This is a genomic window from Clostridium akagii DSM 12554 (genome assembly GCF_000686725.1).
Taxonomy (GTDB): Bacteria; Bacillota; Clostridia; order Clostridiales; family Clostridiaceae; genus Clostridium_I; species Clostridium_I akagii.
Genome location: NZ_JMLK01000012.1, coordinates 121,221 through 139,816 on the forward strand (window position 1 = coordinate 121,221; position 18,596 = coordinate 139,816).

Annotated in this window: 22 protein-coding genes; 3 read left to right on the plus strand and 19 right to left on the minus strand. The window is 30.8% G+C overall.

The window, feature by feature from the left end; genetic code table 11:
* Positions 1–320: 320 nt before the first annotated feature.
* From BR66_RS0107280 to pta, 8 genes are all read right to left on the minus strand, one after another.
* On the minus strand, positions 321–1,400 hold the full coding sequence (locus BR66_RS0107280; RefSeq protein WP_026882322.1) for an elongator complex protein 3: 1,080 nt from the start codon (positions 1,398–1,400) through the stop codon (positions 321–323).
* Positions 1,393–2,091 (minus strand): ribonuclease III, encoded by a 699-nt coding sequence (gene rnc / locus BR66_RS0107285; RefSeq protein ID WP_026882323.1) that lies wholly within the window; start codon positions 2,089–2,091, stop codon positions 1,393–1,395. Before rnc ends, BR66_RS0107280 begins: the two co-directional genes overlap by 8 nt.
* 117 nt (positions 2,092–2,208) lie before the next feature.
* Positions 2,209–2,439 (minus strand): acyl carrier protein, encoded by a 231-nt coding sequence (acpP, locus tag BR66_RS0107290; RefSeq protein ID WP_026882324.1) that lies wholly within the window; start codon positions 2,437–2,439, stop codon positions 2,209–2,211.
* A 145-nt stretch (positions 2,440–2,584) separates the two neighbouring features.
* Complete coding sequence (gene plsX, locus BR66_RS0107295; protein ID WP_026882325.1) at positions 2,585–3,604, minus strand: phosphate acyltransferase PlsX; 1,020 nt, start codon at positions 3,602–3,604, stop codon at positions 2,585–2,587.
* 229 nt (positions 3,605–3,833) lie between these two features.
* Positions 3,834–4,019, minus strand: a complete 186-nt coding sequence (rpmF, locus tag BR66_RS0107300; protein ID WP_026882326.1) for a 50S ribosomal protein L32 — start codon at positions 4,017–4,019, stop codon at positions 3,834–3,836.
* Positions 4,020–4,031: 12 nt separating this feature from the next.
* Entirely contained in the window at positions 4,032–4,532 is a 501-nt protein-coding gene (locus BR66_RS0107305) for a YceD family protein (RefSeq protein ID WP_026882327.1), read from the minus strand.
* 181 nt (positions 4,533–4,713) lie between these two features.
* Entirely contained in the window at positions 4,714–5,919 is a 1,206-nt protein-coding gene (locus tag BR66_RS0107310) for an acetate kinase (RefSeq protein WP_026882328.1), read from the minus strand.
* 65 nt (positions 5,920–5,984) lie between these two features.
* A complete protein-coding gene (gene pta, locus BR66_RS0107315; protein ID WP_026882329.1) occupies positions 5,985–6,986 on the minus strand; it encodes a phosphate acetyltransferase in 1,002 nt (333 codons plus the stop codon).
* A 389-nt stretch (positions 6,987–7,375) separates the two neighbouring features.
* Between pta and BR66_RS0107320 the strand changes: the two genes are divergently transcribed.
* Together BR66_RS0107320 and ylbJ are read left to right on the plus strand one after the other, a co-directional pair.
* Positions 7,376–8,587, plus strand: a complete 1,212-nt coding sequence (locus tag BR66_RS0107320) for a nucleotidyltransferase (protein ID WP_026882330.1) — start codon at positions 7,376–7,378, stop codon at positions 8,585–8,587.
* A gap of 190 nt (positions 8,588–8,777) precedes the next feature.
* Complete coding sequence (ylbJ, locus tag BR66_RS0107325; protein WP_242841126.1) at positions 8,778–9,842, plus strand: sporulation integral membrane protein YlbJ; 1,065 nt, start codon at positions 8,778–8,780, stop codon at positions 9,840–9,842.
* On the opposite strand, the gene BR66_RS0107330 is transcribed toward ylbJ, so the two are convergent.
* The 6 genes from BR66_RS0107330 to BR66_RS0107355 all read right to left on the minus strand — a co-directional run bounded on the left by BR66_RS0107330 (position 9,829) and on the right by BR66_RS0107355 (position 15,623).
* On the minus strand, positions 9,829–10,350 hold the full coding sequence (locus tag BR66_RS0107330) for an ATPase (protein WP_026882332.1): 522 nt from the start codon (positions 10,348–10,350) through the stop codon (positions 9,829–9,831). The two genes, ylbJ and BR66_RS0107330, sit on opposite strands and share 14 nt — an antisense overlap.
* A 12-nt stretch (positions 10,351–10,362) precedes the next feature.
* Positions 10,363–10,848 (minus strand): pantetheine-phosphate adenylyltransferase, encoded by a 486-nt coding sequence (gene coaD / locus BR66_RS0107335; protein WP_026882333.1) that lies wholly within the window; start codon positions 10,846–10,848, stop codon positions 10,363–10,365.
* A 1-nt stretch (position 10,849) separates the two neighbouring features.
* A complete protein-coding gene (gene rsmD / locus BR66_RS0107340; RefSeq protein ID WP_026882334.1) occupies positions 10,850–11,413 on the minus strand; it encodes a 16S rRNA (guanine(966)-N(2))-methyltransferase RsmD in 564 nt (187 codons plus the stop codon).
* Between the two features lie 106 nt (positions 11,414–11,519).
* A complete protein-coding gene (recG, locus tag BR66_RS0107345; RefSeq protein ID WP_026882335.1) occupies positions 11,520–13,556 on the minus strand; it encodes an ATP-dependent DNA helicase RecG in 2,037 nt (678 codons plus the stop codon).
* A gap of 60 nt (positions 13,557–13,616) precedes the next feature.
* Positions 13,617–15,266, minus strand: coding sequence for a DAK2 domain-containing protein (locus BR66_RS0107350; protein ID WP_026882336.1), 1,650 nt, complete (start codon positions 15,264–15,266; stop codon positions 13,617–13,619).
* Positions 15,267–15,278: 12 nt separating this feature from the next.
* Positions 15,279–15,623 carry an Asp23/Gls24 family envelope stress response protein gene (locus BR66_RS0107355; protein WP_035795693.1) on the minus strand — a complete coding sequence of 115 codons (345 nt, stop codon included), beginning with the start codon at positions 15,621–15,623 and terminating at the stop codon, positions 15,279–15,281.
* 196 nt (positions 15,624–15,819) lie between these two features.
* On the opposite strand from BR66_RS0107355, the gene rpmB reads away from it, so the two are divergent.
* Complete coding sequence (gene rpmB / locus BR66_RS0107360; protein ID WP_026882338.1) at positions 15,820–16,011, plus strand: 50S ribosomal protein L28; 192 nt, start codon at positions 15,820–15,822, stop codon at positions 16,009–16,011.
* A 44-nt stretch (positions 16,012–16,055) separates the two neighbouring features.
* On the opposite strand, the gene spoVM is transcribed toward rpmB, so the two are convergent.
* The 5 genes from spoVM to rsgA form a co-directional block, all read right to left on the minus strand.
* Positions 16,056–16,124, minus strand: a complete 69-nt coding sequence (gene spoVM, locus BR66_RS26790) for a stage V sporulation protein SpoVM (RefSeq protein ID WP_423219378.1) — start codon at positions 16,122–16,124, stop codon at positions 16,056–16,058.
* A gap of 10 nt (positions 16,125–16,134) precedes the next feature.
* The gene (locus BR66_RS26130; RefSeq protein WP_169738166.1) at positions 16,135–16,308 is read right to left on the minus strand and encodes a hypothetical protein; all 174 of its coding nucleotides are present in this window, start codon (positions 16,306–16,308) and stop codon (positions 16,135–16,137) included.
* Positions 16,309–16,427: 119 nt separating this feature from the next.
* The gene (locus tag BR66_RS0107370) at positions 16,428–17,063 is read right to left on the minus strand and encodes a thiamine diphosphokinase (protein WP_026882339.1); all 636 of its coding nucleotides are present in this window, start codon (positions 17,061–17,063) and stop codon (positions 16,428–16,430) included.
* A 1-nt stretch (position 17,064) separates the two neighbouring features.
* Positions 17,065–17,715 (minus strand): ribulose-phosphate 3-epimerase, encoded by a 651-nt coding sequence (rpe, locus tag BR66_RS0107375; protein WP_026882340.1) that lies wholly within the window; start codon positions 17,713–17,715, stop codon positions 17,065–17,067.
* On the minus strand, positions 17,712–18,578 hold the full coding sequence (rsgA, locus tag BR66_RS0107380) for a ribosome small subunit-dependent GTPase A (RefSeq protein ID WP_026882341.1): 867 nt from the start codon (positions 18,576–18,578) through the stop codon (positions 17,712–17,714). Before rsgA ends, rpe begins: the two co-directional genes overlap by 4 nt.
* Positions 18,579–18,596: the final 18 nt, after the last annotated feature.

The window sequence follows — 18,596 nt, forward strand, 5'->3', positions numbered from 1 at the left end:
GAACACTCTCCCACTTATATATTCGCTAGCATCTGTAATACTCCCACTTATACAAGTGGTGAAATAATTCTGTATTAGTTTAATATTATATGTTTATAAACGCCATAACCGTAGTTATTATAAATATGAATGTTATAAGAACTATAACAACTCTTAAGAATTTTTTTCTACTCTCATTTTTCATTTTGCCCTCCTTAAACAACTTTTTATTAATTCTGAATTTTGAGAATAAAGAGGATGTACCAAAATCAGAAAATTGATGGACAATCTCTCAATACTGATGCAACCTCTTTTATCATTAGGAACGTATTCTACATTTATTATTTATTTCCTCTTTTGTATTTTTCGGCCAAAAATTTCTGCATTGACAAAAGTTTTTTATCATCACCTAGTTTAATTACTAAATGTTCCCTATCAATTGAGTTATTCTGGACAACCTTAAAATCACAATTCTTATGATCCTTTTTCAATTTGTTAAAAAAGTATTTTTTATTAGCGTACAATTTTGATATCTCTTTACTGTTAATTTCTAGTTCAACATGTTCGCTATAATCATTTGGTATGTTTTCATGTATAAAATCCCTATACATACTTCCTATAACTAATTCATTGAAAGCTGGATGAAAAGGACCTGCAACCAATTCTTTGCCTATATTTATTTCATCAGTAGGTTGAAGTCCTACTCGTATAACTTTTATATTTTCAGCTTGAAGTCTTCCAACTAACTCTTTACTTATATTTATGGCCTTATCCAAGCTATAAGGCTTATATGTGCCTTTTAAATACATTTGTTCCATAGGTGTGTTCTTTATCACTAGGGAAGGGTAAATTCGGCATATATCAGGTTTAATCTCAATAACCTTACTAACAGTCATCATATCCTTTTTATAGTCATCACCTGGAAGCCCAGGCATAATTTGATGTCCTAGGGTAAACCCATATTGTTTTATCTTTTCTGAAGCATCATATACATCCTTTGCAGTGTGACCTCTACCCGCCATGATTAACACCTTATCACTTAATGATTGAACACCAAGCTCTATTATATCTACACTAAACCTTTTTAAATTATTTAATATATTATCGTCAATATAATCTGGTCTTGTGGAAAGTCTTATAAATTTAATTTTACCTAAATCCTTGTATCTTTTAGCAACAGTAAGTAATTCATTTTGTTTTTCTATATTTATTGCAGTAAAAGTTCCTCCAAAAAATGAAACTTCGATTGTAGCATTTGTATTTCCTATAGTCTTCAAATAATTATCTACTGTATTTTTTACAAAATCAGCATCCACATTGTTTTCACTACCAGTGATAGCATTTTGATTACAAAACACGCAATTGTGTGGGCAGCCTTCGTGAGGTACAAATATTGGTATAATATAATGCTGCTTACTCATAAATATCATCCATTTTCATAAGCGATGTTTGAGCTGCATCCTGCTCAGCCTCTTTTTTACTATATCCACTTCCCGTTCCATGAATCTCTCCATGATAGATAACTGAAATATAAAATTTTCTTCTGTGAGGTGGTCCTTCAAATTTAATCAAATTATATTGTATATCCACTTCTCCTTTTTTCTGAAGAACTTCTTGAAGTTTTGTTTTATAATCTAGTATAATTTGATTTTTCATTGCACTTTCTATTATGTCACTGAAATTTCTTAATATGAATTCTTTGGAATTTTCAATCCCCTTATCAAGATATATTGCAGCTATTATTGCCTCAACACAATCTGACAATATAGAAACTCTAGTTCTTCCTCCAGTCATCTCTTCCCCATTGCTCATTAAAATATAATTACCAAGTTCCCATTGTTTTGCTATTTTAAACAATGAATTTTCACAAACTATGAGAGATCTTTTTTTTGATAGTTCTCCTTCTGACTTATCTTCATAATTTAAAAATAAATATTCTGAAATTACAATTTGAAGAACTGCATCACCCAAAAATTCTAATCTTTCATTGTATTTCACATTTTTCTTCTGATTTGCATAAGAGCTATGTGTAATGGCTGTTATAAGCAATTGCTTGTTTTCAAAATTTACTGTTAGTTTTTTTTGTAATTCATCTAGACAATCATTGTTCATAGTTTGGTCTGCATCTCCTTAAAAGCTTATTTTTCAACCTGCATGTGGTACAAATTCAAAAATAAACTTTTTCAAATTTTTTTAAAATACAAAGTCCCGTATAAACGGGACTTATAGTTATTCTTCTGTATGAGCCTTTATGTAATTTACTACATCTCCTACAGTTGCTACTTTTTCAGCATCCTCGTCTGGAAATTCAATATCAAATTCCTCTTCTAATGCCATTATTAGCTCCACTATATCAAGTGAATCAGCACCTAAATCGTCAACGAATGAAGATTCCATTGCTATTTCACTAGCATCTAAACCTAACTGTTCTGCAATTATGCCTTTGATTTTATCAAACATGTAAATTCACCTCCTAAACTCTATATAGATAATATTACATATAAACACTATCGTCAATATTAATATTATTTTTTTTTGTTAATATATTAAACTATAAATACTTAATTTATGATCTTAGTTCCACATAATCCCAAATAAAAATTCATTATTCTAGATTATCTGATGATTTAATTAGTTCATTTACTTTCAAAAGTTCAGAGGAAATTTTGTCAATGATTTTAGAATCATGACAATCAATTGTCTGCTTTATGGCGTTTTTAAATGCTTTCGTGTTTGAGCTACCATGAGCTTTAATAACTATTCCTTTTGCTCCTAAAAATGCTGAACCACCTATTTCTGTATAATCAAATTTTTTCACAAGACCTTTCAAAGTTGGCTTTAAAAGTATCCCTGCAATTTTCCCTTTTGTAGAAGACATTATGCCATTTTTTAGCATTTTAAAAATGTTTGTTGCAACTCCTTCATACATTTTTAATAATGTATTTCCAATAAAGCCGTCACACACAAGTATGTTTACAGTTCCATCAGAAACATTTCTCGCCTCAATATTTCCTACAAAGTTAAAATCAGATTCTCTTAATAGTTTATATGCTTTTTTTGTTAAATCATTACCTTTTTCTTCTTCTTCACCAATATTCACTAAACCTATGCTTGGCTCTTTCACACCTAGAATGCTTTCAAAATAGATTTTACCCATAAGTGCAAATTGTAATAGGTACTGTGGTTTACAATCCACGTTTGCACCAGCATCAATAATCATAAAAGATGCATCTCGTCCAGGCATTATAGGTGCTAACGCCACTCTTTCTATACCTTTAATTCTTCCCACTATGAGTGTTGCACCTACCATAATGGCACCTGTATTTCCTGCTGAAATTATACCTTGTGCCTTATTTTCTTTAACTAACCTAAGTGCTTTACTAAGGCTTGAATCCTTTTTCTTTTTAATTACTGTTGGATGTTCGCTGCTTTCTATTACTTCTGTAGCATTTTCTATTTGTATCTTGCTCTTGTTATAACTATATTTTTCAAGTTCAGCTTTTATAATATTCTCTGGTCCTGTAATTATTATATCCACATCGAAGTCATTAACTGCCTCAGCACAAGCCTCTACTACAGCACTTGGAGCATTATCCCCACCCATTCCATCTACTGCAATAATCATTTTATCACACCCTTCCAATAAAGCGAATCTTACACCCACATGGGAGTTAAGCAATGCATTAGTAGTATTAAGCTTAACTAATGCGTTGCATCCTTACTATACACTTGTTAAAGCGAATTCTCAGGTATGCTATAGGATGTATAAAACCATTTTACATTAATAAATGAAACCAGTAAACAATTATTATCTATTTGTAAAAAAGAAGAAAGTCTTAAGACTTTCTTCTTTTTTATTTTGCTGCTATAGCAATTACTTCTCTGCCCTTGTAATACCCACAGATTTTACAAACTCTATGTGAAAGTTTCATCTCGTGACAATTTGGACACTCAACCATTCCTGGTAAGCTTAATTTGAAAGTCTGTGCTCTTCTTGAATCTCTTCTACCTTTTGAAAACTTTCTTGCTGGATTTCCCACAATAACACCTCCTTAGTTGTTTGAAAACAAATTTTTCAGCTTTGCAAATCTAGGATCATAATTTGAATTTTCGCAGTCGCAACTGCTAAGATTTAAATTTTCACCACAAACAGTGCATAAGCCTTTACAATCATCTTTACACAACCTTTGAATAGGAAGTGACATAACTATATTGTTTTCAACGATTTTTGTTAGATTAAAATCATCATTATTTATAAAGATGAGGTCTTCATCCTTACTATCAGGATCATTAGTTAGCTCTTCATGAAATTCAATATCTAAATCATAGTTAAAATTCTGAAGACATCTAGAACATGAAAGCACTATTTTACCTTTAATAACGCCATCAAGAGATATAGTTTCCTCAATCTTATTTATGACTCCTTCAACCTTTATTGGATCTAATACATCAATAGTTTCATAACTATCAACGATATTCTTAGATTCCAACACAACATTAATTTCTTTTTTTGAAATGTTTTTACGTATTAAATCAGAAATATTTATAATCATAACTAAAAGCTCTGAAAAAACAAACTTTTTCTCATACGAACAAAATTCGTACATTATGCTAAAAAGTGCACAGCTCGAGCCAGAGCCTACTATTCCCTCCTCAATAAAGATCTACTTACTAATTAATTCCTGCATGAAAATAACACACTAATTATATAAACCAAACGCTAAATTGTCAAGTCTAATTTAATTTATTTACGATATCATTAGTGTCACGTGCAATCATAAGCTCTTCATCTGTTGGAATTACTAAAACCTTTATCTTAGAATCTGTAGCACTAATATCTGCTTCTATGCCAACTGCATTGTTGTTTTTTTCTTGATCAATTTTTATTCCAAGGTAATCCATATCTTCACAAATACCATTTCTATTTTCAAATGAATTTTCTCCAATACCACCTGTGAATACGATAGCATCAATTCCATTCATAGAAGCAATATATGATCCTATATATTGTTTTATTCTGTAATGGAACACATTAAGTGCAAGCATTGCTCTTTCATCATGTTCATAAAATCCAGCTTTTTTTACATCTCTCATATCACTGCTCTTGCCATAAAGGCCGTAAATTCCAGATTTTTTGTTTAATAGGGTATCAACTTCTTCAGTACTCATCTTTAAATCCTTTATTAAAAATGTTACTATTGCTGGGTCAATATCTCCACTACGTGTGCCCATAGCAATACCTGCAAGAGGTGTAAAACCCATGCTTGTATCGATAGAAACGCCGTACTTAATTGCGGCTAAACTAGCACCATTTCCAAGATGACAAGTGATTATCTTTAGAGAATCTAAATCCTTATTAAGAAATTCTGCAGTAGCTTTTGAAACGTACTTATGAGAAGTACCATGGAAACCATACTTTCTGATTCCATGTTCTTTATATAAATCGTATGGTAATGGATACATATACGCATAATCAGGCAATGTCTGATGGAACGCTGTATCAAATACTGCTACCATTGGAATACTTGGCATTAACTCTTTACATGCCTCAATGCCTACGATATTAGGAGGATTATGCAGTGGCGCTAATTTAATACAGTCTTCAATAGACTTCATAACATTTTCATCTATTAATACAGATTCTGCATATTTTTCTCCGCCATGAACTACTCTATGTCCAACAGCTGATATTTCTGACATTGATTTTATAACACCATGTTCTTTATCCACTAAAGCATCTAAAACTAATTTTATTGCTTTTGTATGGTCTTTAAGTGGTTCTTCTATTATGTATTTTTTACCATTAACTTTATGAGTTAACATTGATCCTTCTATTCCTATTCTGTCAACTAGACCCTTAGCAAGAACTTTTTCATCTTCCATATCCATAAGTTGATATTTTACTGAAGAACTTCCACAATTAATAACTAAAATTTTCATTTACTAACCTCCTAGTAATTTATATGGTGGTCAAATTAATTATTCATTAATTTGACCACCAATAATTATATTCCTTTTTGTGCTTGAACTGCAGTCATTGCAACCACATTCACTATATCATCTGGTTTACAACCTCTTGATAAATCATTTATAGGTTTAGCAAAACCTTGGCATATAGGTCCAATAGCTTCTGCTTTTGCAAATCGTTGAACTAACTTATATCCTATGTTTCCTGTTTGTAAATCTGGGAACACTAATACATTAGCTTTTCCAGCAACATTACTTCCAGGAGCTTTTAGCTGTGCAACTTCTTCTTCAATTGCAGCATCTAATTGAAGTTCTCCGTCTATATCCAAATCACTCCTTAAAGCCTTAGCAATTTCAGTAGCTTTCTTAACTTTCTCAACAAGCTCGCCACTAGCACTACCCATTGTTGAGAATGAAAGCATTGCTACTTTTGGTTCAAGATTACATAATTTTTTAGCAGTTTCTGCTGTTGTAATTGCAATTGAAGCTAGTTCTTCAGCGGTTGGATTTGGATTTACTGCGCAATCTGCAAATAACAATAATCCACTTTCTCCATATTTACAATCTGGTACCATCATAACAAAAAATCCTGATACATTAGTTGCACCTGGTGCAGTTTTAATTATTTGTAGTCCTGGTCTTAATAAATCCCCAGTTGTATGAATTGCACCTGAAACCATTCCATCTGCATATCCCATTTTTACGCACATTGTTCCAAAGTATATTGGATCTCTTACCATTTTATTTGCTTTTTCAATGGTCATTCCTTTATGCTTTCTAAGTTCGTAAAATTCTTTTGCAAATCCTTCTGTTAATTCTGATTCTTCAGGATCAAGTATTTCTGCTCCTTGAACATTTACGCAGAGATACTTAGCATTTTCAGCAATTCTTTTCTTATTACCTATAAGTAAAATATCTGCCAACCCATTTTTTAAAATTTTGTCACATGCAATTAAGTTTCTTCTTTCTTCTCCCTCAGCTAATACAACCTTTTTCTTATCGTTCTTAGCCATTTCCCAAAAATTTTTCATTAAGTCCATTTTTAATTTTCTCCCTTCTCAAATGCAAAAAATAGATATAAATATAATCATAAGTAGCTATAATATATTAACTCTATAAATATACACATTTATTTTACTGCTTTTTAATGAAAAAAGAAAGTAAACATTAATTCTATATATTCTAATATTTCAAACAATTTGCTTTTGTGCTCATATATAATAAATATAAAGCCAATCCACACTTATTTTTATAATCCTAAATATATATTGTATTTTACAAAATTAAAGGTCATAATGTATGTGTAAACTTGCCATAATATAGTGTTCTTTTTTAGTAAATAATATATATTGATGCAAAACTCCTAGCACTAAAACAATAATTCATATTCTTGTTTTAGTGCTAAATGAATAACTAAGTAGGTGATAATATGAATATTTCCGCAATAATATCAGAGTACAACCCTATACATAACGGACATATTTATCATATAAACAACACAATAAAAAAAGCAAAATCAGATGGAATTATATGTGTTATGAGTGGGAATTTTGTTCAACGAGGTGAACCAAGTATAATTGACAAATGGAATCGAGCCAAAATGGCACTGTTAAATGGCATAGATTTGGTGTTAGAGCTTCCTGCCATTTATGCAGTTTCTTCAGCAGAATTTTTTGCCTTTGGTGCTGTTAGTCTTTTAAATAATTTAAATGTAGTCAGCAATCTAAGTTTTGGAAGTGAAGATGGAGACATAAAATCTTTATACAGGTTAGCAAAATTTTTATCGGATGAAACTGATGATTACAAAACCCTTTTAAAATCTTATATAAATTTAGGCTTACCATATTATGTTGCTAGAAACAAAGCTGTTTATGAATTATTAGGTGAAAATGTGGATGATCTATTAAAAAGCTCAAACAACATTTTAGGCATTGAATACTGTAAAAGTATTATAAAATTGAATAGTTCAATTACCCCTATTACAGTTAAAAGAGTTGGTGATAAGTACAATGATGAAGATATAACGTCAACGTTGCCAAGCGCCACCGCACTGAGAAAACATCTCATGGAAAACAGCAATTTACACGTACTAAGTAAATTTATGCCTGATTCAGCTTACAAAAGCTTATTACAATTGTCTACTAATAATTATGATTTTGCTTATAAAGAAAAAATGTTTAAATACTTAAAATATAAGTGTCTTTCTTCCATAAATAATATTGAAAACATACCAGATGCTAATGAAGGTCTACATAATAAAATATTTAATTCTATAATTTCTTCGAATAGTCTTGACGAACTTATAATTAAAACTAAAAGTAAGCGATATTCATATACTCGAATTAGTAGAATTATGTGTCAATATTTTATTGGTTTTGAAAATTATAATACTGCTACATTAAGAAATAATACATGTCCATATGCACGGGTACTAGGATTTAACGATAAAGGCAGGGAGATCCTAAAATTACTAAAAGACAATTCATCCATACCTGTTTATTCAAAGCTCCCTCAAAAGCAACTTCTAGATGACTGTCTTAAACTGGATATTCAAGCTAGTAATGCGTATAGTATGATTAATAAAAATGTGAAACCTATGTGGGATTATTTAATAAGCCCTATGTACCTTAAAACTAAATAGTAAGTTAAAGTTTGCCAGTTATAAAAACTTTATTACCTCCTAAATAGTATATTTATGAATATTAAAAATATAAATTTATTATATACTGAAAGGAGATGCTCTTGTTTTGATTATTATTTATTATATTGCATTTGTTATTATTCTTATTATTATATTACACTGGGTAAGTAGGTTTTTTAGGGGAAACGCGTTGAATTTATTTATAACAATAATGTGTTCCCTAATTATTGTTACACTAATTTTAAATCCACAAAGCTGCATAAACAGTTCCTTGCAAGGAGCACAACTTTTTGTGTACAAGGTTTTTCCAACTATGTTTCCTTTTGTTATTTTAACAAATATCATTATTGATTACGATGGAGTTTATATTTACGCAAAAACATTTGGAATAATGTTATGCAAAATCCTTAGGCTACCCAAAAAATCTAGTATTGTCTTAATTATAAGTATTTTATGCGGATATCCACTTGGTGCAAAATACTGTTGTGATTTATATGAGAAGAAAGAGATTGATTTTAATACTGCAGAAAGGTTACTTAATGTAGCAACAAATTGTAGTCCATTGTTTATTGTAGGAACCATAGGTAGTTCAATGCTTAATTCTAAATTATATGGGTATTTATTGCTTATTTCTGGCTATGTATCTTGTTTTGCTATGAGCGTACTTCTACCATCAAAAAACATATCAGAAAAAGTGGTCTACAATAATCATCATGATATGAAAATCATCAATTTAGGCCAGTCACTAAAAGGAAGTGTTGAAAATTCAATTTACTCCTGCTCATTAGTTGCAGGATTTATTGTAGTGTTTTCAGTTTTATTAGGACAGATAAAAAATACTTTATTATTTACAACAATAAATCAAAATAATGTGTTTGGGTCTATACTACTTGGAATGATTGAAATGACAAATGGTTGTAGCATTGTTAATATTTTAAAGGTCGATACCTTGATAAAATTGATGTTATTCAGTTTTTTCACCTCTTTTGGTGGATTATGCGTTATGTCACAAGTTTACGCCTTTACCTATAAATATAAATTTAGTATGCTTAAATATTTAGGTAGAAAATTACTTCAAGGAATAATTTCAGCTGTTTCTACCTTTATGCTATATGTGTTTTTTAGTCACTATAGCCTTGTAACTATAAATAGCAATCATTTAGTATCTTCAGAATTTAATTTAAATTTATTGATATTACTATTCATTTGTCCCTTCATAATGTACAAAATAATAAAACTTATTAAATCTTTTTAAGTTCCTTAGTATTCTCTTTAATAGCAATTCCCACATCACAGACTCTTTTTTGATAACCTTGTAAAAATTTATCCATTTCATTTTTAACATTACTCAGCATAATCTGACTACTTTCTTTTACTTCCCTGTCAAGATCCGCAAGTACCTCAGATGCATATTCTCTTGAACCAATTTGAATCTCCCTAGAAGCTTTTTGTGCATCTGAAATTATCTTATCTGCCTGTTTTTTGGCCTCTTTAGATATATCATGACTTTGTATGTCCTTCATAATCTGCTCAACATTTTTTTGTCTTATCTTTTCAGCTTCCTTGAGAGCATCACTTATTATTTTGTCCTTCTCATTAAGTACCCATTGAGCCTTTTTTAATTCATCAGGAAGTTGAGACATTATATCATCTAATGTTTTTATGATTTCCTTTTTATTTACAAGTATTTTCCCCGTAATAGGTACCTTAGAAGAAGTGTCCACAATCTCCTCTAAATATTCTAAAAGTTTAATAACATTCATTCTAATCTCTCCTCATTTAAAGGTTTTTGATTTTTTAACTATATCCTTAATGATTTCTTCTGGTACTAAACCTTTAATACAACCACCAAAAATTGCTACTTGTTTTACAGAAGATGAACTTAAATAGGAATATTCGGCTCTTGTCATCATAAAAAAGGTTTCTACATTGGGATCTAACTTATTATTCATAAGTGCCATTTGAAATTCATATTCAAAATCTGACATGGCCCTTAATCCCTTAATTATTATCTGTGAATTTTCCTTTTTCATAAAGTTTACAAGTAACCCACTATAACTTTTAACCTTTACGTTTTTAAACCCTTTTACAACTCTTTTTATTAGCTCAACACGTTCTTCTATAGAAAACATGCCCTTCTTATCTGGATTTACTAGTACTAGCACAATAACTTCATCAAATGTCTTAGCTGCCCTAGTTATTATATCTAAATGACCATTTGTGATTGGATCAAAACTCCCAGGATATATTGACGTTCTCATTTTAGTTCTCCTTACTCCTGTAAACACAAACAGTGGTATTTCCATATTTTCTGCTTTTAGTTAACATTATTTTTTCATTACCTTGATAAATCTCTTCTACAGAATCGATTTTTGTCACAATTAGTCCCTGTTTTTCAAGCAAATTATTAGTTGCGATAAATTCTATTGCCTGCGGAATCATATTTTTTCTATATGGAGGATCTATAAATATCAAATTAAATATTATTTGTCTTTTATTTACATCTTCTAATGCCTTGTATGAATCCATATTAAGACACTCACATTTATCACTAAAACCTAAATTTTCAACATTTTTTTTAAGTAGTGGAAATGTCTCCGGGCTCTTGTCAACAAGATAACATTTTTTAGCACCACGGCTCACTGCTTCCAGTCCAAGACTTCCTGTTCCTGCAAATACATCTAGTACAGTTGAATATGGCACTGCTGCCTGTATTATACTAAACATTGCTTCTTTTACTCTATCTAAAGTAGGTCTTGTAGTTGCTACTCCATCATCTGGTGATAATAATTTTTTACCCTTGGCAATACCTGCAATTATTCTCATGTTTTTTCTCCTTTTGCCTAATACTTCCCTAATACTTCCCTAATATTGTAGCATAGACTTATAATTTATACAAAACTTTTTAGTATTTTCTCATTTTCTCTTAACATTAGTTAAAACATATATATTTTGAACTAATTTCTATTTTGGCTAAAATGTGATTTTTAATGTTAATATCTTTATTTTCATTGCTGGATATTAGGATTCTAGCCTCTTTATTTGCCTCTTTTAATATAGCTGAATCCTCTATGACATCTGACAAAATAAGACCATTATCTCCATGTTGCATAAAACCAAATATTTCTCCGCTACCACGAATTTTCAAATCCTCTTCTGCAATATAAAACCCGTCATTACTCTTCTCCATTACTTCCAATCTATGTTTTACAGTCTTACTTTTTGCCTCTGCAATTAAAAAGCAGTAGGATTTATGTTCCCCTCTGCCAACTCTTCCACGAAGCTGATGCAATTGTGATAGACCAAACCTCTCAGCATTCTCTATTATCATAACTGTTGCATTAGGTACATTTACCCCAACTTCAACTACTGTTGTTGAAACTAGCACATTTATTTCACCCTTTTTAAATCTATTCATAATATCGCTTTTTTCTTTACCCTTCATTTTCCCATATATCATTTCTACTCTAAAATCACTAAAATAATTTGTGCTTAATTCTTCAACCAGTTTGCTAACCGAATTTAACTGTAACTTTTCATTTTCTTCTACTAGTGGACAAACTACATATGCCTGCCTACCATTTTCTATCTCCTTAAGTGTAAATTTAAATACCTCATCACTAGCTTTAGCATTTATAAAACGTGTATCAACCTTTTTCCTTGTAGGTGGAAGTTCATCTATAACTGATATATCAAGGTCTCCATATAGATATAGCCCTAATGTTCTTGGAATTGGGGTAGCAGTCATAACAAGAATATCCACATTATTACCTTTATTAAATATCTTACTTCTTTGCATTACACCAAACCTATGTTGCTCATCGGTTATTACCATACCTAAATTTTTGAATTCAACATCATCTTCTAAAAGAGCATGAGTTCCAATAATAATATTTATATTTCCGTCCTTTAAATTTTCCTTTATCTTTTCTTTCTTCTTTGCAGTAACGCTACCAGTTAAAAGTTCTATATTAATATTGAATTTATCAAATAATTTTTTTGCCTCGTCAAAATGTTGATTTGCAAGTATTTCTGTAGGTGCTAGAAGTACTGATTGATACCCATTTTTCACCACATTGAACATTGCTATAAACGCAACTATAGTTTTACCAGAACCTACATCGCCCTGCAAAAGTCGATTCATAGCAAAAGGCCTTTTTTCATCTATTAAAATTTCTCTAATTGATCTGTTTTGAGCCTCTGTAAGTTTATATGGTATCTTATCCTTCAGCATCGTGAGTTCTGGAGCTATTTTATATGCTATTCCTATTTTGCCTTTATTTATATAGTCCCTAAGCATAAGAACTTTTAAAGAATATGTAAACAGCTCTTGAAATTTAAGACGTCTTTTAGCTTCATTGAGTTCTTCAATATTTCTAGGATTATGAATGCATCTTATAGCTTTATCTAAAGTATAAAAATTATTTTTATCTATCACCCATTCAGGTAAATTTTCTTCTATAACAATTTGGTTTAGTACATTACCTATAAGTTTAATTAAATATGTATTCCTCAATGTTTCCTTTAAATTGTATATAGGGATAAGTTTATCTCCTACAATTGTTTTATCATTTAGTAATATCGGAGACTCTATACTTATCTCTCCATTAATTATGTTTACCTTACCCATAATCACATATTCATTATCAACTTTAAAATTTTTAAATATATATGGCATATTGAACCAAGTTCCTCTAAATATATTATTACCATCAGAAAATAATAATTTTGTTATCATTTTTCCATTTTTACTTCTAAAACTGCCTTCATTTTTTATAAATCTGCATTGTACTATTAACTTTTCGCCCTTATTAAACTCATTTACATTATTAGATAACAGAACTGACTCGTAATCCCTTGGAAAATATAGTAGTAAATCAATAACTGAAAATATACTGCATTTTCTTAAAAGTTCTCGTGATTTTTCACCAACTCCTTTTATAATGCTAACATCACTATATATGTCCATATAATCACCCCACAAATTTATTTATGTGTATAAAGAATAAAAAAAGCCCTAAGGCTTTTTTTATTCAACTGAAACTATAAAATAATATAGTGGTTGTTGTCCATTGTTACACTGAACATCCATATCCGGATACTGACTTTCTATCTTTGAAACTAAATTTTTAACTTCTTCTTCACTAGAGCCTTCACCGTAGTATATTGATATAAGTTCACTGTCATCCTTAACCATATCTTTAATTATACCTTCACATACATCATATACGTTTTTGCCTACTTTACGTATTTTATTTTCAACTAACCCTAATATGTCGCCTGCACTTATTTTTTCCCCATCCATTTCAGTGTCTCTAACTGCATATGTCACAGAACCTGTTGCTACTTTAGAAAAAGCCTTTGTGATATTTTCAGTGTTTTCTTTAACCTGAATATTACTATTGAATTCTGTTAGACACGTAATTCCTTGGGGTATTGTCTTTGTAGGTATAACAATTACATTCTTTTCTGATAATTCCGAAGCCTGAGATGCTGCCATAATTATATTTTTATTGTTTGGAAGCACATATACGTTCTCTGCATCCAATTTATTTATACTGCTTAAAATATCCTGTGTGCTAGGATTCATTGTCTGACCACCTTCAATTACGTAATCAGCACCTAAGTCTTTAAATATTTGTACAAGTCCTTCTCCTGCTGCTACTGCTATAAATGCATATTTTTTATGAACTATTTCCTCATGTTCTGCTTCTTTGTTAATAATAGCTTCCTCATGCAATAAGTCCTCGTCATCTAAAATATGCCTATGCTGTTCTTTCATATTGTCGATTTTAATCTTAGAAAGTTCACCTAATTTTAATGCTTTTGATAGTATAAGTCCTGGATCATTTGTATGGACATGAACCTTTACTATATCATCTATATTTACCACAATCAATGAGTCTCCAAGTTGTACTAACTGGTTTTTAAATGCAGATATATCATCCACCTTTGCCTTTATGAAAAATTCAGTGCAGTATCCAAACTTTATATCACTAGTTTCAATTCCCCTTGCTGAAACATTAATAACTTTTTCTTCTGATTTGGTTTTTAAAGTTACTTCTAAATTGCTTTTAAGTGCTGCTGTCATTCCCTTAAGAATTATAAGCAGACCTGCCCCACCAGCGTCAACCACATTTGCCTTTTTAAGTACTGGAAGCATTTCAGGTGTTTTCTTTAATACTTCCTCACTATAGGAACAAACTTGTTCCATAAGTTTATCTATATCGCTTTCCATGGATCTTGAAGCACTTTCTCCTGCTGCTTTTATTATTGTAAGTATAGTTCCCTCGGTTGGTCTCATTACAGCCTTATACGCAGCCTTACTACCTTCTAAAAGGCTGTTAGCCATTTGACTAGCGTCAGCAGTCTCTAAATTTTCCATTCCCTTTGCTATACCACGAAGTATCTGCGAAAGTATAACTCCTGAATTACCACGTGCACTCATTAGTGCTCCCTTTGAGAGTTTTTTTGAGATTTCACCTACCGATTTATCCTGCATACCTGATATCTCAGATATTGCACCTCTAAAAGTCATAGACATGTTAGTTCCAGTATCTCCATCCGGTACTGGAAATACATTTAGTGAATTGACAAAATTTTTCTTTGACTCTAATTCATTGCATGCATTTACTATCATATTATAAAATCTATGACCATCTATATTTAAGTGTTCCAATTTTTTACCTCCCTAGACTCTCACACCCTGAACATTAACTGTAATGCTACTAACTTTGAGTCCTGTATAGTTTTCTACGTTATATTTAGTCTTTTGTATTATGTTATTTGCAATAACAGAAATCTTTGTACCATATTCTACTATAATATATAACTCTATATTAAGATTGTCATTTTTCCAAACTATTTTTACACCGCGACTTAAGTTTTCGCCTTTTAACAATTCCCAAAAACCATCGCTGGCATTTTTCGATGCCATACCTACAACACCATAGCACTCCATAGTTGAAATACCTACGATATTACCAAGTACATCAACAGAATAGTTAATGGACCCGTTTTCATTTGATATACCCATTATTCGAACGCCTCCTTAATTCTTTACCATAAGAATATTTTATATTATATTCATAAAGAATTCAAGAATTTTAATTATTTACACCTTTCTTAATAGGTCATTTAAAATTTTTACTTGCAAACTTGCTGTGTTCTATGATAAAATACTGTTTGTGATAATTTTTGAAGTTAATACTTCGGCTAAGGAGGTGTTTTCAATGTCAAGAAAATGCGATATTTGCGATAAAAGTTTGGTTGCAGGAGTTCAATATAGTCATTCACATAGACAGTCAAAAAGAACTTGGCTTCCTAATATAAAAAAGATAAAAGCAATAGTTTCTGGAACTCCAAAAACAATACATGTATGTACAAGATGCTTACGTTCAGGTAAGGTTCAACGTGCTATATAAAATAAAAAATGCAGTTGTCTAAACAATTGCATTTTTTATTTTACTTATTTTCTAGTAAAAAATCTAATTATTGAAGATAAAAATTTTGGAAGTTTAAAAGCAACTATCTTCATAAAATCCCCCCTAGTGGTCTTTTGAGTGTTCAATCAAATGCCATCCACAAAATATAAGTCCTGCTCCTACTGCCATAATCCATCCCCAAATTGGAATAATGAATGTAAGTACTATACCTATACCTATAGAGGCAATGGTTATTCCCCAAAATAATTTTGAACCCTTCCTTATTCTTTTTGTCATTTAGTTACCCCTATTATTATTCCAATAATATTATATGCAGAAAAATGTTAAAAGTTACATTTTTACAAAAAAAACTATGATAAAATCCATTCATAATGTATTTTATCATAGTTTTTTGTTTAGTCATTTGATCTTATAAGTATCAAAATTCCGCTATCAAAAGTTATCTGAGCAGGTTTATCTGTGCATTCATTAGATACAGTCCTTGGATCTCCGAAATATAAATCATAATCACTTAATCCATACTTTGCATCTTTAATAGATAAATTTTTTACCATACCACCAAAGGCGTGTAAAGAAAATGTTTGCCCTTTCAATTCATTAAGCGTAAAATTTTTACCGTGAATTGATATTTTGTTATTCTCGTCTATTATATATGACTTTATATTCTTTAAATAGCAGCGATAAAGAAGTCCTAAATTGGCAAGTGTATGATCAATTCTTGTACCTGTACTTCCAAAAAAATAAATTTCTTTAGGATTTAAACTAATCGCTTCTTCTACGGCTGCTTCAGTATCCGTAAAATTTTTCTCAGTTTTATATCTGCTTATTCTACAACCATTGCCTTCATAGTATTCAAGAACATTTGCATCAATAGAATCAAAATCTCCTAGCAATACGTTAGGGACTATTTTGTATTCATATAACGCATTTGCTCCACTATCAGCACTTATTATATAGGTGTCATCAGTTATATAATTTCTAATTGTAGCTTCTTTGGGTGCTTTACCACCTGAAATTATAATAACTCTCATATCAGAAACCTTCTTTTAGTTGTTTTATGTTTTCTTCTACATTGTTGTTTTTAAATACAGCTGAGCCGGCAACAATTACATTTGCTCCTGCCTTTACTACATCTTCAATATTACTTGGATCAATTCCCCCATCCACTTCAATGAGAAGATTAGGGTTATATTTATCAGCCATTTTTTTTACCTCTTGAATTTTTTCCAAGCTATAATCAATAAAACTCTGTCCACCAAAACCAGGATTAACTGACATTATAAGAATCATGTCAACATTTCTTAGCACATATTCTAGAACACTAACAGGCGTAGATGGATTTATAGCTACTCCTGCTTTTTTACCTAAAGATTTTATGTATTTTATTGTTCGGTCTAGATGAATATCACTTTCATAGTGGACAGTTATAATATCTGCTCCTGCTTCTGAAAAAGCATCAATATATTTTGATGGTTCTTCAATCATTAGATGCACATCCATAGCAAGCCCTGAGACCCTCTTCAATGCTTTAATTACTGGGAAGCCGAAGGATATGTTAGGAACAAACCGTCCATCCATTACATCCACATGTACCATATCTGCACCATACTGTTCAATTGCTAAAACATCTTCACCTAGCTTTGTAAAATCTGCTGATAATATAGATGGGGATAATTTTATCATTTCCATTCCCTCCTACTCAATATTTCTTCTAAAGTTTTTATATAAAAATCATATCTGTTCTTGTTTATCCTATTTTCTTCTAAAGCTTTTTTCACCTGACAACCTGGTTCTTTGTAGTGCATACAAGTTGAAAATTTGCACTCATTCTGATAATTTTTAAACTCTGGAAAACAATACTGTAAATCATCTTTTCCAATTGCAGCCACATCTAATGAAGAAAATCCAGGAGAATCAGCAAGATATCCCCCTTCGATTTCTAAAAGTTCGCAATGCCGAGTTGTATGTTTACCCCTTTTGGCCTTCTCACTTATATCGCCAGTCTTCATAGCATCACGACCTAAAATGTTATTTAATATTGTAGATTTACCAACCCCAGACGGTCCACATAAAACAGTAACATTTCCAGAAAGATGTTTCCTAATTTCATCTATGCCTTCACCTGTTTTTGCTTTTGTGCACAATACCTCATAACCTATACTTTTAACAAAAGAAATTTTATTCTCAAGTTCTTCCTTAGGAATCAAATCAATTTTATTAAAACAAATTATTGCATTAAGGCCATTGGCCTCACAGAGTATTAAAAATTTGTTAAGCAAATCCGTATTGAAATCAGGATTTTTAACTGCAGAAACAATAATGGCTTGAGTTACATTGGCAATAGCTGGCCGTACAAGTTCAGTGCTTCTTTTAAATATCTCTGTAATTAGTCCTTTTTCATTTTCAATGACAATTTCTACTTTATCTCCAACTAGTGGAGAAAGTTCTTCATGTCTGAACTTTCCCCTAGCCTTACATTCATATACTTTTTCATCGGTTTTTACATAATAAAAACCTGCAATACCTTTTATTATTATACCTTTCATAGGTTCTCCTTAAGAAGG